Source organism: Mycobacterium sp. G7A2, assembly GCF_041902445.1.
In the GTDB taxonomy this organism is placed as follows: Bacteria; Actinomycetota; Actinomycetes; order Mycobacteriales; family Mycobacteriaceae; genus Mycobacterium.
In genome coordinates, this window is the sequence record NZ_CP169251.1 from 4,029,884 (window position 1) to 4,053,786 (window position 23,903).

Below are 23,903 nucleotides of genomic sequence, written 5' to 3' on the forward strand. Positions count from 1 at the left end.
GGTCACATCCGCCTCCTGTGCGCGGCGCGCGTGCGGGTGCGCCGCGCGAAGTAGCGCCCGTCGATGTAGTCCAGCGCGATCGACTGGCCGAACGCCTTCGACAAGTTCTCCGCCGTGAGCACGTCGGGCAGCAACCCGGAGTCCACCACCTCGCCCTCGGCGAGGATCAGGCAGTGGGTGAATCCCGGCGGGATCTCCTCGACGTGGTGGGTCACCAGCACCAGGGCGGGCGCATCGGGGTCGTCGGCCAGGTCGGACAGCCTCGCGACCAACTCTTCGCGCCCACCCAGATCCAGACCAGCCGCGGGCTCGTCGAGCAGCAACAACTCCGGATCGGTCATCAGCGACCGCGCGATCAGCACCCGCTTGCGTTCACCTTCGCTCAGCGTGCCGTACGTGCGGTCGGCCAGATGCTCGGCGCCGACGCTTTCGAGCATGTCGATGGCCTGCTCGTAGTCCATCTCGTCGTACTGCTCACGCCACCGGCCCAGCACGGCGTAGCCGGCCGAGACCACCAGGTCACGGACGACTTCGTCGTCGGGGACCCGCTGGGACAGCGCGGCGCTGCTGAGACCGACCCGCGAGCGCAGCTCGGACATGTCGACGCGGCCGAGACGTTCGCCGAGCACATAGGCGATGCCCGAGGACGGATGTTCCATCGCCGCCGCGATGCGCAGCAGTGAGGTCTTGCCCGCACCGTTGGGTCCGACCACCACCCAGCGCTCATCGAGTTCCACCGACCAGGTCACCGGGCCGACGAGCGTTCGCCCGCCACGCCGCAGCGTGATCTTGGCGAAGTCGATCAGCAGGTCGGGGTCGGCGGCTTCGGCGTCATCATCGGAGCGGTCGACAGGCACCCGCCCATCGTAGTCAGGCGGGGGTCCCCCAGCCGCCGGCGCCGGCGCGTGAACGTCCTCACCGCTCTCACCGCGCTCATCGTTCGAATAAACGAACGCACCCTGCGCTCCGATCGGGCCGGCAGATCAGGCGTGATCGGGGAAGTGCATCCGGATCGCGTCGAGTTCGCTGCGCATCCGGCGGGCGTCGGCGTCGCGTTCGTCGCTGTACGCGGTGGGCGGGTAGTACAGATCGGCCAGCCGGTGCGCCAACCGAGATATCCAGTGGGTCATCTGGCTATGATTTCGAGCAACTGGCTTGTCTATCAATAGCCAGTTCGGCAATACTGGCCCTGATGACTGGCTCAGTGGCGGCGCGAAAGCTCGATGTGGACCTCTTGGTTCGCGAACTGGGGAATTGGCGGACGGCCAATCGAAGTGGCCCGGCCTATCACGGCCTCGCCGACGCCGTCCGGCTGCTGATCGTCGACGGCAGGGTGCCGGTCGGTGCCCGACTCCCCAGCGAGCGAGCACTGGCCGATGCGCTGCGTGTCTCGCGCACGACCGTCACCGCGGCCTACACGCAACTGCGCGACGACGGTTACCTCAACGCCCGCCGCGGCGCGCGCAGCACCACAGCCCTGCCGGTCTCCCCCGCTGCACCGGCCATCCCCGCGGCGGCGACCGCGAACCTGGCGGCCGCCAGCTTTGCCGCGCCGGCCACCGTGGTGGCGCGAGCGTTCACCGAGGCCGCCGAACAGGTGAGCCCGTACCTGCACGACATCGGGATCGAGCTGCTCGGCGTAGCGCCGCTGCGTGTCGCGATCGCCGAACGATACTGCGCCCGTGGACTTCCCACTGATCCCGACGAGATCATGGTGACCACCGGCGCTCTGCACGCCATCAATCTGGTCCTGGCCGCCTTCACCCAGCCCGCGGATCGGGTGCTCGTCGAGCAGCCCACCTACCACGGTGCGTTGTCGGCGATCGCCAACCGCGGTCTGCGTCCGGTGCCGGTGGCGATGACGGCCGACGGGTGGGAACTCGACGCCGTCGAGGCCGCAGTCCGCCAGCTGGCGCCGGATCTGGCCTACCTGATTCCGGACAACCAGAACCCTACGGGGATGACGTTGCCCGAGCCCGGCCGGAAAAGGTTGGCGCACATCATCAGCGACACGCGCACCCGCACCATCATCGACGAGACCATCACCGACATGTGGCTCGACGAGCAGGTACCGCCGCCGTTCGGCACGATGATGACCCAACGCCGGGATCTGCTGCTGACCGTGGGCTCGATGTCCAAGTCGTTCTGGGGCGGCCTGCGGATCGGCTGGATCAGGGCCGAACGCAGCGTGCTGCCGACGATCGCAGCGCTGCGGCCTGCCATCGACATGGGTACCGCGATCGTGGAGCAGCTGGCGGCGGCGAGGCTGTTGGCCGACGAAGCCGAGGTGCTACCGGAGCGCCGGGAGATCCTGCGGGCCCGCCGGGCGCTGCTGCTCGAGCTGCTGGCCCAGCATCTGCCCGACTGGCAGCCCGCTCCCGGCAAGGGCGGCATGTCGGTGTGGGTGCGGCTGCCGGCGCCGATGAGCTCGGCCCTGTCGGCGGCTGCCTCGCGGATCGGGCTGGAGATCCCGCCCGGGCCGCGGTTCGGTGTCGACGGAACCCTGGAACGCTTCATCCGGGTGCCGTACACGCTGCCCGAGCCGAAACTCGTCGAAGCTATCGAACTGCTCGCCCGCGCTTGGCGCAGCGTCACGGGGATGGCCGTACCCGAGCCGACCGCCGTCGTGGTCTGAAGCCCTACTCGGGAATCTCCACCCGGCGCACGACGCCGTCCAACGCGTCGGCGGCTTCGATCTCGCCCCGGGTGACGCCCAGCACGAACAGGACGGTGTCGAGGTAGGGGTGGCTCAGCGAGGCATCGGCGACCTCGCGCAGCGCCGGTTTGGCGTTGAAGGCCACCCCGAGCCCGGCGGCGGCCAACATGTCGATGTCGTTGGCGCCGTCGCCGACGGCCACCGTCTGCTCCATCGGCACCCCGGCCTGCTGAGCGAAGTCCCGCAGCGCCTTGGCCTTGCCCGGACGGTCCACGACCGCGCCGATCACCCGGCCGGTGAGCTTGCCGTCGACGATCTCCAGCTCGTTGGCCGCGACGAAGTCCATCATCAGCTCGTGCGCCAGCGGCTCGATCACCTGCCGGAAACCACCGGAGACGATTCCGCAGTGATAGCCGAGCCGGCGCAGCGTGCGCAGCGTGGTCCGCGCCCCGGGTGTCAGCTCGATCTGCTCGGCCACCTCGTCGAGCACTCCGGCCGGTAACCCGGCCAGCGTGGCGACCCGTCGGTGCAGCGACTCGGCGAAGTCGATCTCACCGCGCATCGCCGCTTCGGTCACCTGCGCGACCGCCGCCTCGGCCCCAGCGTGCGCGGCGAGCATCTCGATGACCTCGCCCTGGATCAAGGTCGAGTCGACGTCGAACACGATCAGCCGCTTGGCCCGCCGGGACAGGCTGTAGTCCTCGACGGCGATGTCGACGCTCTCGGCGACTGCCACGCGGGCCAGGACTGCCTGCAACTCCCCGTACACCCCGGCGGGCACCGACACCCTCAGCTCCAGGCCGGTGACCGGGTAGTCCGACACCCCCCGGATGAAGTCGATGTTGACCCCCAGCGCGGCGGCCTCGCGGGCCACCACCCCGAACGATTGGGCCGTGATCGGGCGGCCCAGCACCACGATCGTGTGAGTCGAGGGTTCCTGCATCACGGGCAGATCGTCGCTGCGTTCGATGCTGACCTCGAGACCGACGCCGTGGATCGCGGCCTCGACCTCGGCCGGGAACTCTGCTCCTGCGGCAACCTCCGCGGCCGCCGCAACGAGCACCCCCAGCGTCAGTCGTCCCCGGATCACGACCTGCTCGACGTTCAACAGGTCCACACCGTGCCGGGACAGCACCTCGAACAATGCCGATGTGACGCCCGGCTGGTCGCGCCCGGTCACCGTGATCAGTAACGAGGAGCGGTTACGCGACGGTTCGAACAGCGGCGACGCGCTCATCCCCCGGGCGCTCGTTTCTGTCGGCAAGCCGGATCAGGTACGGACGTTCTCGTCTTCGAGGCGCGTCACGTCACCGTCGCCGGGGCCGTGCGCACGCCCGACATGGGCCTCACGGCGCATCCGCTCGACCATGTGCGGGTAGTGCAACTCGAACGCGGGACGCTCCGAACGGATCCGGGGCAGCTCGGTGAAGTTGTGCCGCGGTGGTGGGCAGCTGGTGGCCCACTCCAGTGAGTTGCCGTAACCCCACGGGTCGTCGACGGTCACCGGCTCGCCGTAGCGCCAGCTCTTGAAGATGTTCCACAGGAACGGCAGCGTAGAGGCGCCCAGGATGAACGCGCCGATGGTCGACACGATGTTCAGCGACGTGAATCCGTCGCTGGCCAGGTAGTCGGCGTAGCGGCGCGGCATGCCCTCATTACCCAACCAGTGCTGCACCAGGAACGTGGTGTGGAAGCCGATGAAGGTCAGCCAGAAGTGCAGCTTGCCCAGCCGTTCGTCGAGCAGCCGGCCGGTCATCTTCGGGAACCAGAAGTAGATGCCCGCGTAGGTGGCGAACACGATGGTGCCGAACAACACGTAGTGGAAGTGCGCGATGACGAAGTAGCTGTCGGTGACGTGGAAGTCCAGCGGCGGGCTGGCCAGCAGCACACCGGACAGACCACCGAGCAGGAACGTCACGATGAAGCCGACGCTGAAGAGCATCGGTGTCTCGAACGTCAACTGGCCCTTCCACATCGTGCCGATCCAGTTGAAGAACTTGATGCCGGTGGGCACCGCGATCAGGAACGTCATGAACGAGAAGAACGGCAGCAGCACCGCCCCGGTCGCGTACATGTGGTGCGCCCACACCGCCACCGACAGGGCGGCGATACCCAGGGTGGCGTAGATCAGGGTGGTGTAGCCGAAGATCGGCTTACGGCTGAACACCGGGAAGATCTCGCTGACGATGCCGAAGAACGGCAACGCGATGATGTACACCTCGGGGTGGCCGAAGAACCAGAACAGGTGCTGCCACAGCAGTACACCGCCGTTGGCCGGGTCGTAGACGTGGGCACCGAGGTGACGGTCGGCGGCCAGGCCGAACAGCGCGGCGGTCAGGATCGGGAACGCCAGCAGCACCAGGATCGAGGTCACCAGGATGTTCCAGGTGAAGATCGGCATCCGGAACATCGTCATGCCCGGTGCGCGCATGCAGACCACCGTCGTGATCATGTTCACACCGCCGAGGATGGTGCCCAGACCGCCGACGGCCAGTCCCATGATCCACAGGTCGCCGCCGGCTCCCGGGGAGTGGATCGCGTCGGTCAGCGGCGAGTACGCCGTCCAGCCGAAGTCCGCGGCGCCGCCGGGGGTGATGAAGCCTGCCGTCGCGATCAGCGCGCCGAACAGGAACAGCCAGAACGAGAACGCGTTGAGCCGTGGGAACGCCACGTCGGGGGCGCCGATCTGCAGCGGCAGCACCAGGTTGGCGAACCCGAACACGATCGGGGTGGCGTAGAACAGCAGCATCACCGTGCCGTGCATGGTGAACAGCTGGTTGTACTGCTCGTTCGACAGGAACTGCAGACCCGGCACGGCCAACTCGGTGCGGATGAACAACGCCATCAGCCCGCCGATGAGGAAGAACGCGAAGCACGCGACGCAGTACATGATCCCGATCAGCTTGTGATCGGTCGTGGTGATCAGCTTGTAGATCAGGTTGCCCTTGGGTCCCAGGCGCGCCGGGAACGGACGCCGGGCCTCGAGTTCTCCGATTGGGGGCGCTTCGGCTACCAACTGATCCTCCAACCTTGCCGTGTCGTACCGGGCCGGCTGGCGGGCAAGCCGCCGGATCCCGGTGTTCGGTATGAATCCTAGCCCCCGAACCCCGGCTGGGTCGGGGTGGTCCTACAAACTGTCGTATTCGCCGCCGCAAGCACTCCGGGTTTTCCTCGGCACCGCGCGTGACCAGTGACGGATCCGCCGGGTGTTACGGTCGGCGACGTGCTGTTCACGGGTGCGCGGCGGGGCGGTCGAGCGTCCCGGGCAGCGGTGTTGGCCGTCCTGCTGTCCGTCTGCGTGGCCGCGTTGAGTGGCTGCGGCTCCGGCGGTGACACGCCCCCCGACGGCTCGATCATCACCAGCACCACGCGCATCGCGGGTGCGGGCGTGTTGGGCAACGACCGCCGCCCCGACGAATCGTGTGCACCGGAGCCCGCGCCGCTCGAGGACGGCCCGCCCGAGCGGGAGGTGCGCAATGCCACCGGCCACGCGGTCAGCCCGCCGATTCCGGAGACGACGCTGGTTCCCGCGGATCCGCAGCGGATCGTGGTGCTGTCCGGCAGCCAGCTCGACGCCCTGTGCGCCCTGGGCCTCCAGTCGCGGATCGTTGCCGCGGCGTTGCCCGACGGCTCCGACGTGCAGCCGGCCTACCTGGGCACCGTGATCCACGACCTGCCCGGGGCGGGTAGTCGCTCCGAACCCGACCTGGGCGCGATCCGCGACGCCGATCCAGATCTGATTCTCGGCTCGGCCGCGCTGACGCCGGGGATCCACCCGGAGTTGTCCGAGATCGCGCCGACGGTGTTCAGCGGCCCCGCCGGTACCGAGTGGCGTGAGACGCTGCGGACCGTGGGCGCCGCGACAGGACGGCCCGCGGCGGCCGACACCCTCATCGAGGAGTTCGACCGTGCCGCCGCCACCACGGGCGAGCAGAACGACGCGACCCACTTCCAGGCCTCGGTGGTGCAGTTCACCGACTCCACCCTGCGGATCTTCGGCGTCGACAACTTCCCCGGCAGTGTTCTCGCGGCCGCCTCGGTGGACCGGCCCGCGACTCAACGGTTCACCGACAAGCCCTTCGACGAGATCGGGATCTCCGACGCCGACATGGGCGACGACCCGGACTTCTCTGCCGCCGACGGTGACCTCGTCTACGTGTCGTTCGCCTCCGACGAAGCCAAACAACGAGGGACCGAGATCATGCGCAGCGATGCCTGGAAGCGGCTGTCGGCGGTCCGCGACGACCGGGTGTTCGCCGTGAACAACGCCGTCTGGCAGTCCGGTCAAGGCCTGATCGCCGCCCGCGGAGTCCTGGCTGATCTGAACTTGGTCGACGCGCCGATCAACTGAGCACCGTCGGCAGCGCCAGTCGGCAATGTCACACATGCGCGGGGACTAATGCCGCCGGTCGGTTCGTTGTCCTCGAGTTGAGCCGCAGCGTGGCGGCAGCCCCTGAATCCGTGCAACCGAAGAGGACGTGATGAGCACCGTTTCCGCCTATGCGGCCACCTCCGCGACCGAGCCACTGTCCAAGACCACGATCGAGCGACGTGAGGTCGGTCCCCACGACGTGGCCTTCGACATCCATTTCGCCGGCATCTGCCACTCCGACATCCACACCGTGCGCGGCGAGTGGGGTCAGGTGAAATACCCGATGGTGCCCGGGCACGAGATCGCCGGCATCGTCACCGAGGTCGGTTCGGAGGTCTCGAAGTTCAACGTCGGTGACCGCGTCGGCGTCGGGTGCTTCGTCGACTCGTGCCGTGAATGCGAATTCTGTCTGGCCGGTGAGGAGCAGTACTGCGACAACCCCGGCATGGTCGGCACCTACAACGGCATCGGCCGCGACGGTAAACCGACCCAGGGCGGCTACAGCGGCGCCATCGTGGTGGACGAGAACTACGTGTTGTCGATCCCCGAGGCGATCGGACTGGAGGAAGCCGCGCCGCTGCTGTGCGCGGGCATCACCACCTATTCCCCGTTGCGGCACTGGAACACCGGACCCGGCTCTCGGGTCGCGGTCATCGGACTCGGCGGTCTCGGACACCTGGCGGTGAAGCTCGCCGTCGCGATGGGTGCGGAGGTCACGGTGCTCAGCCAGTCGTTGAAGAAGATGGAGGACGGGCTGCGCCTGGGCGCCTCGGAGTACTACGCCACCAGTGACCGTGAGACGTTCAAGAAGCTCAAGGGCTCCTTCGACCTGATCCTGAACACCGTCTCGGCCAATCTCGACATGGGTGACTACCTCGGGCTGCTGACCCTCGACGGCACGCTCGTCGAGCTGGGCATGCCCGAACACGCCATGCAGGTACCCCCCGGCGCACTGATCTTCGGGCGCCGGCGACTGGCCGGATCGTTGATCGGTGGCATCGCCGAGACCCAGGAGATGCTGGACTTCTGCGCCGAGCACAACGTGGCTCCCGAGATCGAGGTCATCCAGCCCGATTACGTCAACGAGGCCTACGAGCGGGTGATCGCCAGCGACGTGCGCTACCGCTTCGTCATCGACACCGCGTCGCTGCGCGGTTAGTCGCGCCGGCGTTCGCGCCGAGTGTGCATCCACTGCGACTGCCAGCGACATTTCTCGCAGCAGATGCACACTCGGCGAAGGGAATGAGAAATCATCCCGCCGGGCCGGGCCGGAAATCACCCCCGCGGGCCGGGCCGGAAATCACCCCCGCGGGCCGGGCCAGAAGTCACCCCGGCGCGTCCGGAGTTTTGGAACTCCCTGGCGTTCTAGAAATCCCAGTCCTCGTCTTCGGTGACCACGGCCTTACCGATGACGTAGCTGGACCCGGAGCCGGAGAAGAAGTCGTGGTTTTCGTCGGCGTTGGGGCTCAGCGCCGACAGGATCGCCGGGTTGACGTCGGTCTCGTCGCGCGGGAACAACGCCTCGTAGCCGAGGTTCATCAGCGCCTTGTTGGCGTTGTAGCGCAGGAACTTCTTGACGTCCTCGGTCAGGTTCACCCCGTCGTAGAGGTCCTGGGTGTATTCGACCTCGTTGTCGTAGAGCTCGAACAGCAGCTCATAGGTGTAGTCCTTGAGTTCCTGGCGGGTCGCCTCGTCGGCCATCGCCAGCCCGCGCTGGTACTTGTAGCCGATGTAGTAGCCGTGCACCGCCTCGTCGCGGATGATCAGCCGGATCATGTCGGCGGTGTTGGTGAGCTTGGCCCGGCTGCTCCAGTACATCGGCAGGTAGAAGCCCGAGTAGAACAGGAAGCTCTCCAACAGCGTGGAGGCCACCTTGCGCTTGAGCGGCTCGTCACCCTTGTAGTACTGCATGACGATCTCGGCCTTGCGCTGCAGGTTGGGGTTCTCCTCCGACCAGCGGAACGCCTCGTCGATCTCCTGCGTGGAACACAACGTGGAGAAGATGTTGCTGTAGCTGCGGGCGTGCACCGACTCCATGAACGCGATGTTGGTGTACACCGCTTCCTCGTGCGGGGTCAGCGCGTCGGGGATCAGGCTGACCGCTCCCACGGTGCCCTGAATGGTGTCCAGCAGCGTCAGCCCGGTGAACACCCGCATCGTGAGCTGCTTCTCGTGCTCGGTCAGCGTGTTCCAGGACGGGATGTCGTTGGACACCGGCACCTTCTCCGGCAGCCAGAAGTTACCGGTGAGGCGATCCCAGACCTCGGCGTCCTTGTCGTCCTGGAGGCGGTTCCAGTTGATGGCCGAGACGCGGTCGATCAGTTTGATGCCATCACTCACGAGAACCCCATTTCACCTGGCTTTTTGTGCGACGCCGCGGAATCGCCGACGACGACCACAACACTACAACTGGTGTGCGACATCTCCGCGCAGTACGAGATGTTGTGTTTGGCGTGTCGCCTCCGTGACCGTCGATCAGGTGCTGCGCAGCGGTCCCCCGGGCGAAAAAATCCATGGCGGCCGCAGGCGTCACTCGTTATCGTCGCGTGCGTGAACATCCGAGTCGAGGAGGTCGTCGGCGCTCGCGCCGACATCAGATGACCGCGCCCCGTCGCCGACCCACCGGGCCGGCGGCGCAGTCGTACCCTCACTCACCAGGCGCACCGCTGTGCGCCTTTCTTCAGGATGGTTCCACCGATGAATTCGTACACCCGTGACCAGATCCTCGCCGCCTTCCGCGGGGCCACCCGCAGCGAGGTCAAGAAGGTCACCTTCGCACCCGACTTCGACGCCGTGGCGTTCGGCAAGCTGGAGTATTACGGCTGGACCGACCCCAAGATCCCGCGCCGCGCGTACCTGCTCGTCGACAGGCCCGACGGACCGGTGGCGCTGCTGCTCAACCGGGCCGCGGTCAAGCCGCGGGGGCGCACCATGTGCACCTGGTGCAATGACGTCAACCTGACCGACGAGGCGGTGCTCTACACCGTCCGCCGGGGCGGCGCGGCCGGCCGCAAGGGCGATACCCTGGGCACCTTGATCTGCGCGAACTTCGGCTGCTCCGGCAACGTCCGGCAGCTGCCGCCCGCCTATCACAAGGAGACCGACCTCGACCTCATCCGCGAACAGCGGGTCGAAGAGCTGCGGAGCAAGGTGCACGGATTCGTCGACAAGGTGCTCTCCACAGAGAGCTGAGCGCGGCTGCTCCCTCAGCGGGTGAAGGTGTACTCCGAAGCCTTGAAACGCCGTGTGGCCAACCAGTACTGCCACGTCATTCCGCTCCACAGGGTGCGGTTGACCCCGCGCTCGTCGAGGTACCAGCTGCGGCAGCCACCGGTGCTCCACACGGTGCCGCTCAACTCGTCCTGCAGTTCGTCGTTGTAGCGGTCCTGCGCGTCCCGGGTCGGAGCCAGCGCCTGGGCGCCGGCACGGTCCACGGCGGCGATGGCCTGCCCGGCGTAGCGGATCTGCGACTCGATCATGAACACCACGGAGTTGTGTCCCAGCGCGGTGTTCGGGCCGAGCAGGAAGAACAGATTGGGCATTCCGGCCACCGTGATCCCGCGCAGGGCCGCGATGCCCTCGGCGTTCCAGCGGTCGACCAGGTCCTCTCCGTCCGGCCCCTTGATGTCGACGTAGGTGTAGGAGTCGGTGACGTGGAAGCCGGTCGCGAAGACCACCACATCCACCGGCCGCTCGCGGCCGTCGGCGGTGACGATGCCGGACGGGGTGAACCGCGCGATGCGGTCGGTGATCACCTCGGTCTTCGGGTCTGCGATGCCGCGGTAGTAGGTGTCGGAGTTGAGGATGCGCTTGCAACCCGCCCGGTAGTCGGGGGTGAGCTTGCGGCGCAGCTCGCGATCCTTGATGGAGCGACGGATGTTCCACTTGCCCATCAGCTCACCGAGTTTGAGCAGGCGGGGTTGTTTGGTCATCGCGAAACCGACCGCTTCGTGGATCCAGTAGATGCCGGCGCGCATCGCTGCTCGGGTGCCCGGCACGTTGGCGAACATCCGCTGCATCCCCTCGGGGATCGGGTTGTTGGGCCGGGGCATCACCCAGGCGGGGGTGCGCTGGTAGAGCTGCAGGCCGGCGACGTCTTTGACGATCTCGGGCACGATCTGGATCGCGCTGGCGCCGGTGCCGATCACCGCGACACGTTTGCCGGTGATGTCGACGTCGTGGTCCCACTGCGCCGAGTGGAACGCCACGCCGTCGCCGGCCAGGTAGTCGTCGAGGCCGTCGAACTCGGGGATCAGCGGGATGTGCAGTCCGCCGGCTCCGGAGATCAGGAACTGTGCGATGAACTCGCCGCCGTCGTCGGTGAACACGTGCCAGCGCTGCTCGTCGTCGTCCCACTGGGCCCGGTCGACGTGCGCACCGAACCGGACGTAGCGGCGCAACCCGTACTTCTCGGTGACCCCGAGGAGATAGTTCTGGATCTCGGGCTGGAACGACCACATGTGCGTCCAGTCCGGTTTCGGTTCGAAGGAGAATGAGTACATGTGCGACGGGATGTCGCAGGCACAACCGGGATAGGTGTTGTCCCGCCAGGTGCCGCCGATTTCGTCGGCCTTCTCCAGGATCAGGAAATCGACGCCGCGGCGTTGCAGCTCGATGCCCATCCCGATCCCGGAGAATCCGGATCCGATGATCAGCGCGCGGGTGTGCACGGGGGCCCGGTCATCGACCGCGGGAGTGCCGGCGGCCTGTTCAGCGACGGTCATGGACCCGACTGTACTGGGGAACGCCGGTACCGGGAATCGGGGCCGGTGTCACATCGGTTGCACCAGACCGTGCTGGAGCGCGAACATGCTGGCACCGATGCGGTTGGTCACCCCGATCTTCGCGTAAGTCCGCTCGACGTGGTTGCGCGCTGTCTTGCCCGAGATGCCCAACTGCTCCGCGATGTCCCGGTTCGACGCGCCGCGGGCGACGAGGCAGAGAACTTCGATCTCTCGAGGCGTCAGCCCGTGTAAACGACGCTGGCCGCCGCGGTTGCGGTGCCCTGCGGCATGCAACACTGCGTCGGCGGCGACCGGGTCGAGGTGACCAGCCCGCACCCGGTCGCGCAGCCGGCCCGCGGCGCCCGAGGTCGACAGGGGCGCCCGGTATGGCCTCGGCTCGACTGCAGACTGGTATGCCACCGCCGCGGCGAGCACGCGGTCAGGCACACCGAGCGCCGAGGCAGGCAGACCGCGCGGATACCCAGAGCCGTCGAGGCATTCGTGATGATTGCCCGCGACCTGCGCCACCTCCTCGAGACCCCGCACCTGGCTGAGGATCCGGACCGTCAAATACGGATGCAGGCGGACTCGCTCGAACTCGCTGGCCGTCAGCTGCGCCGGCTTCGACCACACCTGGTTCGAGATCCCGATACGGCCGAGGTCGTGCAAGTGCCCGGCGCGCCGCACCAACGCCGTCGTCTCGCCCTCCAGCCCCATCGCGGTGGCGGCGCCGGCCGCCAATTCGGCGACGGCCCGCGAATGACCCAGCGTGAAGGGACATTTGAGGTCGACGAAATCACCCAGGGCAACCAGCAGCGGATCGAGCTCCGCATCATCGAGTGGCTTGCCTCGATCTGGGGCTTCACGCAGCGCCACCTCCCAGGCATCTCCGGTACACGGGCCGCCCAGAACGGCAGCGGCGTCGGCCACGAACTCGTCGACGACTCGTGGGTCGAATTGCCCACCGCGGCGGCTGCGCGCCATTGCCACCGCCCCGTCGACGCCGTAGGCGCGGTGGTGCACCTCCACCATGTCCGCCAGTTGCGCCACCCGCGTCGCCATCGGGATCTGCTCACCTACAACTGCGGCCGGCAGACCGGCGCCGTCGAACCGCTCGAAGCTGTAGCGGAGAGCCGACTGCACGTCGGCGCTGAGCCCGAGCCGATCCGCGAGCACGCCGGCCGACGTGCAGTGAGAATGGATGAGGGAGGCGATGCGGCCGCGGGTATCGACGAGAAGCGTTGCCAGCACGGTCAATCGATGCAACAACGGTTCACCGCGGCCGGTATTGCTCACCAGGAATCGCAGGTAAGGCAGCCCCACCCAGTCCACCAGATAGGAGTCGCGACGTACCGCGATGTCATCGCCGAACCACTGGGCGTATTCATGGGAGTCGGCATGACATCCGATCCACATGACCAAGGCGGTGTAGTAACAACAGTCTCGGTCCGGACCGCTCAGACCCAGTCGGTCGGCGAGCCGGGTGGCGATGACCGCCGAGCGCAGCATGTGCTCAGCAGGTTGCCCGAGACCGAGGTCTATGGCGATCGACAGCGCCGCCAGCAGTTCGGCCCTGCTGGCCGACGGTGGTGGGCCCGGCGGCGCCATCCGACGATTGTGCCTCGTCGCGATCGGACCGGCGATCAGAACGTCACGGTGCGCTCGGAGGCCAGATGGCGATCGGCATCGAAGTTCTCGAAGTGACCGGAGCCGATCACGCCGATACCGCGCTGTGGCAGGCGGAAGTCCCCGAGCCGGGCCTGGCGCCGCAGCGGACCAGTCGGCCCGAGGTCCTGACCGTTGAGCGATGCATGCGATTCCGCGACCGCCCACATTGTCTTCGGCGCCACCATGTAGCGCTGGCCGTTGGCGGCGCTACCGGTCAGACGGATATCACCCACACCGAGCGCGGGCCCGGCAATCCGGCCCAGAAGCGACAGGCTCATCGGGTCGGTCCAGGCGGCTTCAGGCAGCCGGTTCCCGATCGCCGTCATCAGCCGGGTGGCCCGGGTCGCGTGGAGCCGCACCGACCACCGTAGAAGTCCGGGTATTTCGACGCTCACCGACCACGGTGTCGGCCAGCTGAGGTCGATGTCGCACTGCACGGCGTCATTCGGGGTGGCGGCACTGAAATATCGCGCGCAACTCTGCGGACCCGGGGTCGTGGCGTAGAACGTCCAGGTGCATGCGGGGCCGCGATGCCACACCGAGACGTACGCCGGCGCGAAAGTGGTTGCCGGGAATTGGCGCAACGCCAGATAGTGGCCGCTGACGAACGGCAGCCCCATGATGCCGAACCCGATGAAACGTTCATCGTCGCCGGCGGGCAGAACGGGATGCGCATTCACCGCTGCCGCGGCTTCGCGGGGAGTGAGTCGTGTGTTCATGACAACGATCGTCGCGAGCCGCGGCGATCGACACATGAGGCATCTGCCTCATTTGTCCGCTCGGTCAGGCGACGCGCTCGTGGCGGCGCACACCCTCGTGCAGCGGCAGGTCGGGATCGACCTGCACGCCGAGCACCTCGCAGGTGCCGTTGATCGAACCCATCATGATCGTGGTCAGGTACTCGACGAACTTCGCCGACGGCAGCCGCCGCGGGCTGTCCTGATCGGCGCCGAGCCACCAGTCGGTCGCCGACGCCGCCGCCCCGAACGTCGCGAACGCGGCCATCTCGAAGGCCGCCGCGTCGAGTTCCATCTCCTGCAACTCGTTGCTGAACATGTCGGCCATGGCCAGGGTGATGTCGCGGCCCTCGTTGAGAGCCCGCATGGTCGATTCGCTCTGCTCGGCAAACCGCCCCTGCATCAGGAAGCGAATGACGTTGGGATGCTCGTCGACGAGGTGCACGTACTGCTCGACGGCGCGGTGGATGATGGCGCGCGCCGGGTCCTTGGCTATGTCGATGGCGGGGAAGATGGCGCCCCACAACATGTCGCGCATCCGCTTGCCGATGGCCTGGAACAGATCGGACTTGTCGGTGAAATGCCGGTAGATCTTCGGCTTGGCGGTGCCGGCCTCCTCGGCGATCTCCCGCAGCGACACCTCCGGACCGAGTTGGTCGATCGCACGGAACGCGGCGTCGACGATCTCGGAGCGCACCTTCTTGCGGTGCTCGCGCCAACGCTCGCTGCGGGCGTCGACCTTGACACCCGGTTCGTCAGCAGAACGTGATCTCGACCCTCGCCGCACCCGCTCACTGTACCCGTTCAGGCACCGCTGACCTGGCCTGACCGTGCCGACAAGGCGCCGGACGGCACGCTGACCAGCGCTGTTCGCCCGCCGCGAGGCGATCACGCGCTTTGGGTACTATCGCAGCGACAGCCGCTCAACGAGACGAGAAGTATGACGCAGCGATACGACCTGGTCATCGCAGGCGGAGGGCCCTCTGGCTCAGCCGCCGCATGGCAGGCCGCACAGACCGGCGCCAAAGTGGTGGTGCTGGACAAAGCGCAATTCCCGCGCGCGAAGCCGTGCGGCGACGGCCTGACGGCCCGCGCGGTCAGCTACCTGCAGAAGATGGGCCTGGCCGACGAGGTGGCCACGTTCCATCGGGTGAACCGCGTGACGGTGTTCAGCCCGAGCAAGTGGGAGTTGTCGTTTCCGAAGCGGCCCGGCATGCCTGACCACGGTCACACCGTCAGTCGAGAGCATCTCGACACTGTGCTGCTCAAGCACGCCGAATCGGCAGGTGCAGAGATCCGCCAGGGCGCCGAGGTGTCCGGGCCCGAGCTCGACGCCAGCGGCCGGGTGATCGGCGTCGTGCTCAAGAGCGGCGAAAAGGTCTACGGCGACGCGGTCATCGCCGCCGACGGCGCCTACTCCCCCATCAAGCGCGCCCTCAAGGTGGATTCCGAGTACAACGGCTACTCCGCGATCGCGATCCGCTCCGAGATGCCTGCCAACCGGGCCGATTCCGACTCGCTGGACATCTATCTGAAGCTGATGTTCGAAGGCGATCAGCTGCCGGGCTACGGCTGGGTGTTCCCGATGGGCAACGGAATCTTCAACATCGGCCTCGGGTACGTCAACAGCTACAAGAACTGGCAGTCGATCAACGCCACCAAATTCCTGGGCGACTTCCTGCGCACCCTGCCGCGCGAGTGGGACCTGCCGGCGATCGAGGAACTGAAGAAGAACAAGAGCGTGCGAGCCTGGCGGTTGCCGATGGGCTTCACGGCATGGCCGCCCTGGCGGCCGGGCGTGCTGTTCACCGGTGACTCGCTGGGTGCGGGCAAGCCCGCCTCGGGTGCGGGCATCTCCAAGGCCCTGGAATCCGGACTGGCGGCCGGCGAGTGCGCGATCGCGGCGCTGACCAACGGCGGCCCCGACGATTTCACCAACTACGCCCAGCGCATGGAGGCCGCGTGGGGCCGCGAGTACAAGCGCGGGCGTTACATGCACAAGTTGATCGGGCAGCCGAAGCTGGCCAACGCCGGGGTGAAGCTGATCGACAACGCCGCGTTCCGCGACCGCATGCTCAAGGCGCTGTACAAGAAGGCCCAGGGCCCCCAGCACACCTTCTGACAAGGCCGGGACCGCTCCGGCACTCACCGCAGCCTTGGCTCAGCCGGCTTCCCTGCGGTCACAGTCGGCTGCGCCGCTTCCGGTACATGGCTTCGTCGGCCAGCGCGAGGACGTCATCGATGGACCGGCCATCGCCCCGACGGTGCGCGCACACGCCGATGGTCAGTGTCACCGGCACGTCGGTGCCATCGGCCAATGTGACCGGTGTGCGCTCCATTCGGTCGGCGATCCGCCCGGCGAGCAGGGCAAGGTCGTCGTCGTCGACCGACTCGGTCACCACCAGGAATTCGTCGCCGCCCCAGCGGGCCACCAGATCGTCGGGACCGATGGCGGCCAGCAGCCGCTCGGCGACCTCGACCAGCATGTGGTCGCCGGCGTGGTGACCGCTGCGGTCGTTGACCGACTTGAATCGCTCGATGTCGCAGAACAAGACGCCGTAGCCGGCGTCGCGGGCGTCCAACTCTTCGAGGCGGCTCCAGGCGGCGGCGCGATTGGCGATCGTGGTGAGCGGATCAGTGTCGGCTCGGCGGACCAGATCGGCTTCCCTGACCCGCTCGGCGGTCACATCGAGGATCTGGGAGATGAAACAGTGCGGTCGGTCGGACGGCCCGCACACCAGCACGACGGTGAGTGCACCCCACACGACTCGTCCATCGGCGGTGATGTAGCGCTTGGCGATGTGATAGGAGCGCCGCTTGCCGGCGAGGCACTCGTGCATCAGTGACAGATCCGCATCGAGGTCGTCGGGATGGGTGATGTCCCGAAAGTTCAAGCGGGCCATCTCCCGGCCGGTGTACCCGAGCATTGCGTGCATCGCGCGGTTGGTCCGCAGGAACGCACCGTCGAGGTCGACGACCGCCATACCGATGGGCGAGTGAGCGAGGGCCAGCTCGAATCTGCGTTCCCCCAACAGATCCAACGCCGCCGGAGCTGCTTCGGTGGTCATCGCGGACACAGCGGCGGACGCGAAACCGTGAACATGAGATTTGGGGCGACCGAGGTAATACCCCTGCGCACATCTGATGCCGGCGGCACCCACCGCATCGAGTTCCGCCTGGGTCTCCACGCCTTCGGCAATGGCGGTCGCGCCGGTCTGCGCCGCGAATTCGCAGATGGCTTGGGCCAGTCTGCGTCGCGCGGCGTCACTGTCGATATTGCGGATGATCGACTTGTCGATCTTGACGAAGTCCGGGTTCAACTCGAGCACGTGGGAGAACGACGAGAAGCCGGCGCCGACGTCGTCGACAGCGACCCGTACGCCTCTGGCGCGGCACACGTCCAACGCGTCGTCGAGAGCACCGTAGTTCTCGACGGCGGCATGTTCGGTGATCTCCAGGACGATTCGCGTCGTGTCGACGCGGTCGAGAAGATCCGTCCAAGGCGCGTGTTGCACTGCCGCCGGAGAGATGTTGACCGCGATGAACACGTCGTTGGGCAGCTGCGGAAGCAACGACAGCACCCGTTCCAGGATCGCCGTCTCCAACTCCGTCGCCAGCCCGAGCGAGGCCGCCTGGGCCAGGAATGCGTCGGGCAGGAATGGTTCGCAAGGGAAGCGGGCCAGCGCTTCCAGCCCCACCACCGTGGCGGTGTGAACGTCGTGGATTGGCTGGAAGACGACCTCGAAATCGCGCTGGGCGACCACGCGTCGGACGGCTGTGTGGCGATCGGCAGTGCCGTTCGTCGGCGCCGAAGGCGGCTCGATCAGCAGACCGATGAGCTCCGCGACGCGCTCGACGATCCGCAGGTCGAGCTCGACCAGATGCGGGCTGGCCTGCCGGCTCACCGCGCACACCATGCCCAGGGCTGAGCCGTCAGGTCCCAGTACCGGCACACCCACGTAGGCGCCCAGATCCAGCTCACCCGTGATCGGCAGGATCGCGGTCGTCTCATTGACTGAGGTGTCGGGGATGACGGAGGGCAGCCGCCCGTCGATGACGCGCACACAGTACGAGCCGGCCAGCGAAGCGCCGGCACCGCATGAGAGGCCCATCGCTTCGGGATTTCCGTCTAGCACCTCGAACACCTGGACGTCGTCGCGAAACGACGACAGCCATGCCGTCTCCAGGCCCAAGCGGCGCCTGAGCACACTCAACATCGTCCGGATCAGGTCGACCGGCGTCTCCGATTCCGCGGCAGGGAGCCCCCCGGCTCCGTCGACCAGCATGGCAAACACACTAGACGCGACGTGGAGCCCCGGCGCGAAAAATGACGACATCGACACTTGTACCCGTGCGGCCGATCTTCACAGCTCTCCCGTGTGGCGTACAGGCCGGCCGCCAGGCGGCGACATCACCGTCGGGACCGGGTCGGCAAACTCAGATACCAGACGGGCCGTGCGCGACAACTAGAAACGGCAGACGGCGGAGGTCGGGCCGGCGCATCGAGGTTCCGGCCTGTCACAGCGCACGCGTAGCGTCGCCGCCATGGAGCAACGCATCAGCCTGATCACCCTGGGCGTCGACGACCTCCCGCGGGCCCGCCGGTTCTACGAGGAAGGGCTCGGGTGGGAGGCCAAGGACGCTCCCGAGGGCGTGGTGTTCTACCAGCTGCCGGGAGTGGCGTTGGCGTTGTTCGGCCGCCGGGATCTCGCCGAGGATGCGCGCCATCCCGTCGACGGACGGTTCAGTGGCATCACCATCGCGATCAACGAGCGCACCGAAGCCGACGTCGACATGGTGCTCACCCAGGCCGCGGCCGCCGGCGCGACGATCCTCAAGCCGGCCGAAAAGGTGTTCTGGGGCGGCTATTCGGGGTATTTCGCCGATCTCGATGGGCACGTCTGGGAAGTCGCGATGAACCCGTTCTGGACCATCAATGACGACGGCACGCTGACGCTCTGAATGCGATTAGACCTGGGCACCAGTCGAACGTGCTCGCCCGGCGACTTTGCCGGGCGGGATGGCCAGCCCGGTGCGGTAGCGTGCATCGGAGTGGGGTCGAGGGGGCAGTATGGCAAGAGACTTGACCGTCGACACTGACGGTTTGCAGGTGGCGGCCGCGGGCAGCGCGCAGGCCGCGATCGAGGTGCTCAACGGCGGCACAGTCGGCGCCACAGCAGGCACGCGGCCCAGCGATGCCGGGGTCGCGGCCGTCGATGCCGCAGCTGCGGCGCTACGCGTCCGGCAGGGACGCCGCATCGCCGGCCAGGCCGACTCCCTATCTGCGGCGAGCGCCGACTACGACGACACCGACGGGAGCAGCGCCGACGACATCTCGGTGACCATGTGAGCCCGGCCGCTGCCGCGTCGGCGGCGCCGACCCGTTCGCAGGTGCAGAGCTGGGACACCACTGCCCTCGACGACGCCACCCAGCGTTGGCGGGGGGCGGCGGCTGCGGCGGAGACGGTGTTCGAGCAGCACCGGCAGAACATCGCAGCTCCGGGCGGCACCGAGTGGGAGGGCGACGCCAAGGACGCTGCGCTCGACCGGGTTGCCGCGGATCTCGGGGTGGTGCGCCGCCAGGGGGACGTGCAGCGCCACGCAGCCGATGTCGCTGCACGGGGCAGCGAAGACATTGCAGCGGCCCGCCGCGCGGTGCTCGACGCCATCGCCGAGGCCGAAGCCGATGACTTCCGAGTGGGCGAGGACCTCTCGGTCACCGATACCCGCGAATTCGACCCGATGACTGCTGCCGCCAGGGCGACTGCCGCGGCCGAGCATGCCGAGTACATCGCTGGCGCGCAGAACAACTCGTCGCCACCGATGCCCTTGTCAGTCGCCAGCTGCAGGCCGAGGCGCTCGAACTGCAGGGCATCCAGTTCGACGGTGAAGGCCGTGACGAGTCGATCCAGTTGGTCGACCACAAGACCGACGCCGGCGGCGCGGACTCTGGCCAGAGGCCCAAAACGTGGCAGGACATGCTTCGCCCACCGGGAACGTCGACCGGCGAAGCCGCCAACAGCGGCACCAACGAGGCGGCCGAGGGTGTGGGTGGTGCGTCATCGTCCCCGTTGGACGACATGCTGGTCCCCGGGAAGACGACTGATCCCGAGCAACCCGCGAACCTCGACGACGCACTGGACGAAGTTGCCGGCCAGCCGGTTCCGGAAACTCCGAGCGCAGTCGATCAGGTCATCAGCCAGCACACCGGACGCGGCCACAGCGAGACGCGCTACACCCGGTCTCCATTAGAGGCTCCGATCGTCGGGGCTGATCCCGCGGTTGTCGATGAGCAGCTGGCGCGCGTCGAAGCCGCACGAAGTGATCTCGACGCTGCCCAAGCCGCGCTCGATGACGCTGCCGGACAGTCCTACACGCAGGGTGCCGCCGCAGGACCAGGACGGGGGGAAACCGTCCCGCTCAGCCAGGCTGTGTTCGACGCCCGCCGCGAACTCACCGATCAGATCCGCATTCTTGAAGCTCTCAACCAGGCGGCGAACGAAGCCGGCGCACCAATGGCCGCCGTGCCCACCCTTCCCCCCAACGCTGACGTGCAAGCCTTCCCGCAGGAGCCATCAGCGTTCGCCGAAGGCAGCCGGGCACTCAGCGAAGGCACCTTCGGTCTCGTCCCCGATGTCGCCCACGACATCGACGTCTTCACCAATTGGGGCGAACACTCCGGCGCGGATCAAGCCGGCGCGGTGCTCGACGTCGCCGGCATGGCGCCGATCCCTGGCGGCAAATTCTTCGCCGAGGGTTTCGAACACGGGGTTGACGCACCCGCGGGCGCAGCCCGCCACGCCGACGACATACCCACACCCGACGTCGATGTGCCGCACCACAGCGGCGGAGACATCGCAGACATCACGCCGTTCGGCATCGAGGACGCCCGGGCGCTGCTGGAGGCGAGCGAAGCATCCGGTGGACACCTCATCGAACGACACGTCGGCCAAACTTTCGACGACCTCGCCACTCGCCTAGCCAATAATCCGAGACTTTCCGAAGTCTCGACATTTGCATCGGTCGATAAAGCAGCGACAGCAGCTATCACAGCGCTTCAACACAATCAGGCGGCTGTGGACACCTGGATAACCGAGGGCGCCAGAAAAACACTCACCATTTCTGCGCCATTCGAAGGCGGGCAGGTCCTAACGCGCGGAGGCGTAGAATCGATAACTGGAAGTTCAGTTAAGGTCGTACTCAAGGGCGACGGAATGGGAAATTGGAATATACTGACCGGATATGTGCAGCCATGAACACCCTGCCCTCGTACGCAATGGAACAATTTTTTGGCGGCTATTTTCACCCAGACTGGGACCTCGATGCCGCAGACTGGCCGCAGATCGTCGATAGCTTTGTCGTCGACGAGAAGCCTGAACATCTGCGCAGTCTGGCACATGACATTGATGAATTTCGCCGCGATCGGGCAGAATCCCAACTTCACGAAGCCATGTTGAAGATGGGCGGCTACTACGACCCTCGACCGGAAATGACCTACCGGGAATGGTTGGGGATGGTTGCCGAACGATTGCGAGGGCAGCCTGGTAGGGCGTCTGATATCGCTCGCGCCTAACAGTTGCCGAATTGATAATGGGCGACGAACTTACCATCAATGGATTGCACCGTTTCTTCGCTGCACACTCGATTGAGGCAGTTGCAGGCACTAGCCTTGGGATTGTTTTGAGAGGCGATGGAACCGGTGGATGGTACGTGCTGACAGGATTCCCGAAGCATGAATGATGGTTCGATATCGACAGACCTGTATCAGTTCCTGGGCACCAACTTCCACCAGGATTGGGACTTGGAAGCCGATAGCTGGGAAGGAATGGTCGACAACTGTGTCAACGAACACCCTGCCGCGGAGCCCCTGCGGATGTTGACCCAGGAAATCGATGACCTCCTTGACGCCCGTGCTGAGCCAGACCTGAAGAAACTCCTCGTGCGCGTCGTCCGGGTCGACAATCGCCCCGCGCCGCTGGCGTACAACGAGTGGCTGAGACAGATCGCAAACCGATTCCGCCAGCATGCGAACGGAATTAGCGACCTTGGAGCGCCTTGACTTCGAGGCGCCGACCTTTGATTGGGTATCTAGCGCCTGCGACTTAGAGTGGCTCCAAAGGCGTTGGAACAGGCGAAGAGCTGCAGTTCACAGGATTTCGCCCGCCCATGAACGGCGGTTCAATCTCGAAGGACTTTCACCGATTTTCGCTGCATACTTTCACCAAGATTGGGACTTGGAAGCCGATGACGGGGAAGGGATCGCCGACAGTTATGCCGCCGACCACGCTTCGGTAGAACTTCTGCGACGCTTAGCCCAAGAAATCGACGAACTGCGGCACGCTCGACCCGAAGTGGATCTAGCACAGTTCCTTGGCTATGCGGTCGGCGCCTACTACGAGCCTAGCCCGCTGACCTACAAGCAGTGGTTGGGCCAGATCGCGGAACGGTTGCGCCAGCGAGCCAATGCGGCCGACACCGGCTCATCCTCGCTGTGAGCCCTCACCACCCGACCCTATTCTTCAACGAGGGATCGTCGCCATCCCGAGCGGTATCGACTCAGCGTCGACCGCGACCCGCACGCCCCGGCCGCCGGGCGACCTTGCCCGCCGCGGCGCGTGCCGCCTGCTTGGCGAGGGTCTTCTCCCGCGCGGTGCGCTTCGGTGCGGACTCGGTGTGTCCCCGTGACGAACTGGCTTTGCGGCCACGCACGATCCCGATGAACTCTTCGACCAGCTCGGACTGCTCCCCCTTCGGGAATGCCAGCGCCACGGGACAGGTGGGCGCATCGGCGATCGCGCGGTAGGTGAGGTCCTTGCGGTGGTACAGCCGCGCCAGGGACTGCGGAACGATCAGCACGCCGAGGCCCGCGGCGACGAGTTCGATTGCAGCCAGCGTGGTTTCAGGTCGGTGTTCGACCAAGACCCCGGGCGCCTCCGCCCAGTCGACCACATCGTCGATCGGCAACAGTGTCGGTTCGTCCGCGAGGTCGGCAGCGGTGACCTCGTCAGCGGCGCTGAGGATGTGATCGGTGGGCACCACGGCCACCGTGGTCTCCTCGTAGAGCGGGATGACCGCCAGCCCGGAGGTATCGGCAGGCGGCCGCAGGATGGCGATGTCGACGGCGCCGTCCCGCACGTCGGCCACCGCGTCCGCCGCCGCGACGGCCCGCAACTCCAGCGGCAACTCGGGGCGGCGCTGCGCCCAGGTCCGGGCCCACTTCGCGGGTGTCACTCCCGGGACGTATCCCACGGTGAGCGAGGTCCGGGTCACCACGCCAGGGTACCGATAGGCTCGAGCCATGAGCAGGCCGAACTCGCAGTCCATGAAGCCCGCCACCGCGGCGAAGAAGCTCGATGTGTACCTGCCCGCCACCCCGGAAGAATTCCAGCAGAATCCCATCACCCGCGACGAGCTCGCTGCTCTGCAGGCCGATCCCCCGCCGTGGCTGAAAGACCTGCGCAAGGACGGCCCGCACCCGAAGAACCTCGTCGCGGCCAAGCTGGGCGTGTCGATCGCCGGCCTCGCGCGGGGCGGGGTCACCGAGGCACTGACCACCGAGCAGATCGATGCGCTGCTCGAGCAGAAGCCCGACTGGCTGATCTCCGAGCGTGAGAGCTACCAGAACGTCCTGCGCGAGGAGAGACGCTTGAAAGCACAGCGTGCAGACAAGACGCGGTGAGGTCTGATTCAGCGTCGCCCTCTTGGAATCCCGAAGTGACCGACGACGGGCGGGGGCTGGATTCACA

24 protein-coding genes are annotated in these 23,903 nt (G+C 66.7%); 12 read left to right on the forward strand and 12 right to left on the reverse strand.

Annotated features, from left to right (window positions below; translation table 11 throughout):
* Positions 1-2: 2 nt before the first annotated feature.
* Complete coding sequence (locus ACEWX3_RS19185; RefSeq protein ID WP_163673973.1) at positions 3-857, reverse strand: ABC transporter ATP-binding protein; 855 nt, start codon at positions 855-857, stop codon at positions 3-5.
* A gap of 126 nt (positions 858-983) precedes the next feature.
* Positions 984-1,130: a hypothetical protein gene (locus ACEWX3_RS19190; protein WP_207066419.1), complete on the reverse strand. Its 147-nt coding sequence runs from the start codon at positions 1,128-1,130 to the stop codon at positions 984-986.
* A gap of 62 nt (positions 1,131-1,192) precedes the next feature.
* Here ACEWX3_RS19190 and ACEWX3_RS19195 point away from each other — a divergent pair, with 62 nt between their 5' ends.
* Positions 1,193-2,635 (forward strand): PLP-dependent aminotransferase family protein, encoded by a 1,443-nt coding sequence (locus tag ACEWX3_RS19195; protein WP_374157345.1) that lies wholly within the window; start codon positions 1,193-1,195, stop codon positions 2,633-2,635.
* Positions 2,636-2,639: 4 nt separating this feature from the next.
* On the opposite strand, the gene serB is transcribed toward ACEWX3_RS19195, so the two are convergent.
* Both serB and ctaD read right to left on the reverse strand, forming a co-directional pair.
* Positions 2,640-3,893 carry a phosphoserine phosphatase SerB gene (gene serB, locus ACEWX3_RS19200; protein WP_207066322.1) on the reverse strand — a complete coding sequence of 418 codons (1,254 nt, stop codon included), beginning with the start codon at positions 3,891-3,893 and terminating at the stop codon, positions 2,640-2,642.
* Positions 3,894-3,926: 33 nt separating this feature from the next.
* Positions 3,927-5,672, reverse strand: coding sequence for a cytochrome c oxidase subunit I (gene ctaD, locus ACEWX3_RS19205; protein WP_207066323.1), 1,746 nt, complete (start codon positions 5,670-5,672; stop codon positions 3,927-3,929).
* A 207-nt stretch (positions 5,673-5,879) separates the two neighbouring features.
* Here ctaD and ACEWX3_RS19210 point away from each other — a divergent pair, with 207 nt between their 5' ends.
* Both ACEWX3_RS19210 and ACEWX3_RS19215 read left to right on the forward strand, forming a co-directional pair.
* Positions 5,880-7,007, forward strand: coding sequence for an iron-siderophore ABC transporter substrate-binding protein (locus ACEWX3_RS19210; protein WP_374157346.1), 1,128 nt, complete (start codon positions 5,880-5,882; stop codon positions 7,005-7,007).
* A gap of 130 nt (positions 7,008-7,137) precedes the next feature.
* Positions 7,138-8,187, forward strand: a complete 1,050-nt coding sequence (locus ACEWX3_RS19215) for an NAD(P)-dependent alcohol dehydrogenase (RefSeq protein ID WP_207066325.1) — start codon at positions 7,138-7,140, stop codon at positions 8,185-8,187.
* 206 nt (positions 8,188-8,393) lie between these two features.
* Here ACEWX3_RS19215 and nrdF read toward each other — a convergent pair whose 3' ends face one another.
* Positions 8,394-9,356, reverse strand: a complete 963-nt coding sequence (nrdF, locus tag ACEWX3_RS19220; RefSeq protein WP_152519616.1) for a class 1b ribonucleoside-diphosphate reductase subunit beta — start codon at positions 9,354-9,356, stop codon at positions 8,394-8,396.
* Positions 9,357-9,725: 369 nt separating this feature from the next.
* Here nrdF and ACEWX3_RS19225 point away from each other — a divergent pair, with 369 nt between their 5' ends.
* Positions 9,726-10,220 (forward strand): FBP domain-containing protein, encoded by a 495-nt coding sequence (locus tag ACEWX3_RS19225; RefSeq protein WP_221360931.1) that lies wholly within the window; start codon positions 9,726-9,728, stop codon positions 10,218-10,220.
* Between the two features lie 14 nt (positions 10,221-10,234).
* Here the strand turns inward: ACEWX3_RS19225 and ACEWX3_RS19230 are convergent, their stop codons facing one another.
* The 4 genes from ACEWX3_RS19230 to ACEWX3_RS19245 all read right to left on the reverse strand — a co-directional run bounded on the left by ACEWX3_RS19230 (position 10,235) and on the right by ACEWX3_RS19245 (position 14,944).
* A complete protein-coding gene (locus ACEWX3_RS19230; RefSeq protein WP_374157347.1) occupies positions 10,235-11,752 on the reverse strand; it encodes a flavin-containing monooxygenase in 1,518 nt (505 codons plus the stop codon).
* Positions 11,753-11,800: 48 nt separating this feature from the next.
* Positions 11,801-13,360: an HD domain-containing phosphohydrolase gene (locus ACEWX3_RS19235; protein WP_374157348.1), complete on the reverse strand. Its 1,560-nt coding sequence runs from the start codon at positions 13,358-13,360 to the stop codon at positions 11,801-11,803.
* Positions 13,361-13,395: 35 nt separating this feature from the next.
* The gene (locus tag ACEWX3_RS19240) at positions 13,396-14,139 is read right to left on the reverse strand and encodes a hypothetical protein (protein ID WP_374157349.1); all 744 of its coding nucleotides are present in this window, start codon (positions 14,137-14,139) and stop codon (positions 13,396-13,398) included.
* Positions 14,140-14,203: 64 nt separating this feature from the next.
* On the reverse strand, positions 14,204-14,944 hold the full coding sequence (locus tag ACEWX3_RS19245) for a TetR/AcrR family transcriptional regulator (RefSeq protein WP_207066331.1): 741 nt from the start codon (positions 14,942-14,944) through the stop codon (positions 14,204-14,206).
* Between the two features lie 153 nt (positions 14,945-15,097).
* Here ACEWX3_RS19245 and ACEWX3_RS19250 point away from each other — a divergent pair, with 153 nt between their 5' ends.
* Positions 15,098-16,279 carry a geranylgeranyl reductase family protein gene (locus tag ACEWX3_RS19250; RefSeq protein ID WP_221360943.1) on the forward strand — a complete coding sequence of 394 codons (1,182 nt, stop codon included), beginning with the start codon at positions 15,098-15,100 and terminating at the stop codon, positions 16,277-16,279.
* Between the two features lie 58 nt (positions 16,280-16,337).
* Here ACEWX3_RS19250 and ACEWX3_RS19255 read toward each other — a convergent pair whose 3' ends face one another.
* Positions 16,338-18,494 carry an EAL domain-containing protein gene (locus tag ACEWX3_RS19255; protein WP_374157350.1) on the reverse strand — a complete coding sequence of 719 codons (2,157 nt, stop codon included), beginning with the start codon at positions 18,492-18,494 and terminating at the stop codon, positions 16,338-16,340.
* A gap of 208 nt (positions 18,495-18,702) precedes the next feature.
* On the opposite strand from ACEWX3_RS19255, the gene ACEWX3_RS19260 reads away from it, so the two are divergent.
* Entirely contained in the window at positions 18,703-19,119 is a 417-nt protein-coding gene (locus ACEWX3_RS19260; RefSeq protein ID WP_221360947.1) for a VOC family protein, read from the forward strand.
* A gap of 109 nt (positions 19,120-19,228) precedes the next feature.
* A complete protein-coding gene (locus tag ACEWX3_RS19265) occupies positions 19,229-19,507 on the forward strand; it encodes a hypothetical protein (protein WP_374157351.1) in 279 nt (92 codons plus the stop codon).
* On the opposite strand, the gene ACEWX3_RS19270 is transcribed toward ACEWX3_RS19265, so the two are convergent.
* Positions 19,456-19,938: a hypothetical protein gene (locus ACEWX3_RS19270; protein ID WP_374157352.1), complete on the reverse strand. Its 483-nt coding sequence runs from the start codon at positions 19,936-19,938 to the stop codon at positions 19,456-19,458. The genes ACEWX3_RS19265 and ACEWX3_RS19270 overlap by 52 nt on opposite strands.
* Positions 19,939-20,135: 197 nt before the next feature.
* Between ACEWX3_RS19270 and ACEWX3_RS19275 the strand changes: the two genes are divergently transcribed.
* From ACEWX3_RS19275 to ACEWX3_RS19290, 4 genes are all read left to right on the forward strand, one after another.
* Positions 20,136-21,413, forward strand: coding sequence for an RNase A-like domain-containing protein (locus tag ACEWX3_RS19275; RefSeq protein ID WP_374157353.1), 1,278 nt, complete (start codon positions 20,136-20,138; stop codon positions 21,411-21,413).
* Entirely contained in the window at positions 21,410-21,730 is a 321-nt protein-coding gene (locus tag ACEWX3_RS19280) for a contact-dependent growth inhibition system immunity protein (RefSeq protein ID WP_374157354.1), read from the forward strand. Before ACEWX3_RS19275 ends, ACEWX3_RS19280 begins: the two co-directional genes overlap by 4 nt.
* Before the next feature lie 159 nt (positions 21,731-21,889).
* Entirely contained in the window at positions 21,890-22,216 is a 327-nt protein-coding gene (locus tag ACEWX3_RS19285) for a contact-dependent growth inhibition system immunity protein (RefSeq protein ID WP_374157355.1), read from the forward strand.
* A 175-nt stretch (positions 22,217-22,391) separates the two neighbouring features.
* Positions 22,392-22,652, forward strand: a complete 261-nt coding sequence (locus tag ACEWX3_RS19290; protein WP_374157356.1) for a contact-dependent growth inhibition system immunity protein — start codon at positions 22,392-22,394, stop codon at positions 22,650-22,652.
* 61 nt (positions 22,653-22,713) lie between these two features.
* On the opposite strand, the gene ACEWX3_RS19295 is transcribed toward ACEWX3_RS19290, so the two are convergent.
* The gene (locus ACEWX3_RS19295) at positions 22,714-23,427 is read right to left on the reverse strand and encodes a LysR family substrate-binding domain-containing protein (RefSeq protein WP_374157357.1); all 714 of its coding nucleotides are present in this window, start codon (positions 23,425-23,427) and stop codon (positions 22,714-22,716) included.
* Positions 23,428-23,455: 28 nt separating this feature from the next.
* Between ACEWX3_RS19295 and ACEWX3_RS19300 the strand changes: the two genes are divergently transcribed.
* Positions 23,456-23,836 carry a DUF5997 family protein gene (locus tag ACEWX3_RS19300; protein ID WP_374157358.1) on the forward strand — a complete coding sequence of 127 codons (381 nt, stop codon included), beginning with the start codon at positions 23,456-23,458 and terminating at the stop codon, positions 23,834-23,836.
* The last annotated feature ends 67 nt before the right edge of the window (positions 23,837-23,903 follow it).

What these genes read in the sequence shown, in the direction of transcription:
- ACEWX3_RS19190 (WP_207066419.1), bottom strand. Translation starts at nt 1,130, where the DNA reads ATGACCCACTGGATATCTCGGTTGGCGCACCGGCTGGCCGATCTGTAC.
- ACEWX3_RS19195 (WP_374157345.1), top strand. Translation starts at nt 1,193, where the DNA reads ATGACTGGCTCAGTGGCGGCGCGAAAGCTCGATGTGGACCTCTTGGTT.
- serB (WP_207066322.1), bottom strand. Translation starts at nt 3,893, where the DNA reads ATGAGCGCGTCGCCGCTGTTCGAACCGTCGCGTAACCGCTCCTCGTTA.
- ACEWX3_RS19215 (WP_207066325.1), top strand. Translation starts at nt 7,138, where the DNA reads ATGAGCACCGTTTCCGCCTATGCGGCCACCTCCGCGACCGAGCCACTG.
- ACEWX3_RS19225 (WP_221360931.1), top strand. Translation starts at nt 9,726, where the DNA reads ATGAATTCGTACACCCGTGACCAGATCCTCGCCGCCTTCCGCGGGGCC.
- ACEWX3_RS19230 (WP_374157347.1), bottom strand. Translation starts at nt 11,752, where the DNA reads ATGACCGTCGCTGAACAGGCCGCCGGCACTCCCGCGGTCGATGACCGG.
- ACEWX3_RS19235 (WP_374157348.1), bottom strand. Translation starts at nt 13,360, where the DNA reads ATGGCGCCGCCGGGCCCACCACCGTCGGCCAGCAGGGCCGAACTGCTG.
- ACEWX3_RS19240 (WP_374157349.1), bottom strand. Translation starts at nt 14,139, where the DNA reads ATGAACACACGACTCACTCCCCGCGAAGCCGCGGCAGCGGTGAATGCG.
- ACEWX3_RS19250 (WP_221360943.1), top strand. Translation starts at nt 15,098, where the DNA reads ATGACGCAGCGATACGACCTGGTCATCGCAGGCGGAGGGCCCTCTGGC.
- ACEWX3_RS19255 (WP_374157350.1), bottom strand. Translation starts at nt 18,494, where the DNA reads ATGTCGTCATTTTTCGCGCCGGGGCTCCACGTCGCGTCTAGTGTGTTT.
- ACEWX3_RS19260 (WP_221360947.1), top strand. Translation starts at nt 18,703, where the DNA reads ATGGAGCAACGCATCAGCCTGATCACCCTGGGCGTCGACGACCTCCCG.
- ACEWX3_RS19265 (WP_374157351.1), top strand. Translation starts at nt 19,229, where the DNA reads ATGGCAAGAGACTTGACCGTCGACACTGACGGTTTGCAGGTGGCGGCC.
- ACEWX3_RS19270 (WP_374157352.1), bottom strand. Translation starts at nt 19,938, where the DNA reads ATGCTCGGCCGCGGCAGTCGCCCTGGCGGCAGCAGTCATCGGGTCGAA.
- ACEWX3_RS19275 (WP_374157353.1), top strand. Translation starts at nt 20,136, where the DNA reads ATGCTTCGCCCACCGGGAACGTCGACCGGCGAAGCCGCCAACAGCGGC.
- ACEWX3_RS19280 (WP_374157354.1), top strand. Translation starts at nt 21,410, where the DNA reads ATGAACACCCTGCCCTCGTACGCAATGGAACAATTTTTTGGCGGCTAT.
- ACEWX3_RS19285 (WP_374157355.1), top strand. Translation starts at nt 21,890, where the DNA reads ATGAATGATGGTTCGATATCGACAGACCTGTATCAGTTCCTGGGCACC.
- ACEWX3_RS19300 (WP_374157358.1), top strand. Translation starts at nt 23,456, where the DNA reads ATGAGCAGGCCGAACTCGCAGTCCATGAAGCCCGCCACCGCGGCGAAG.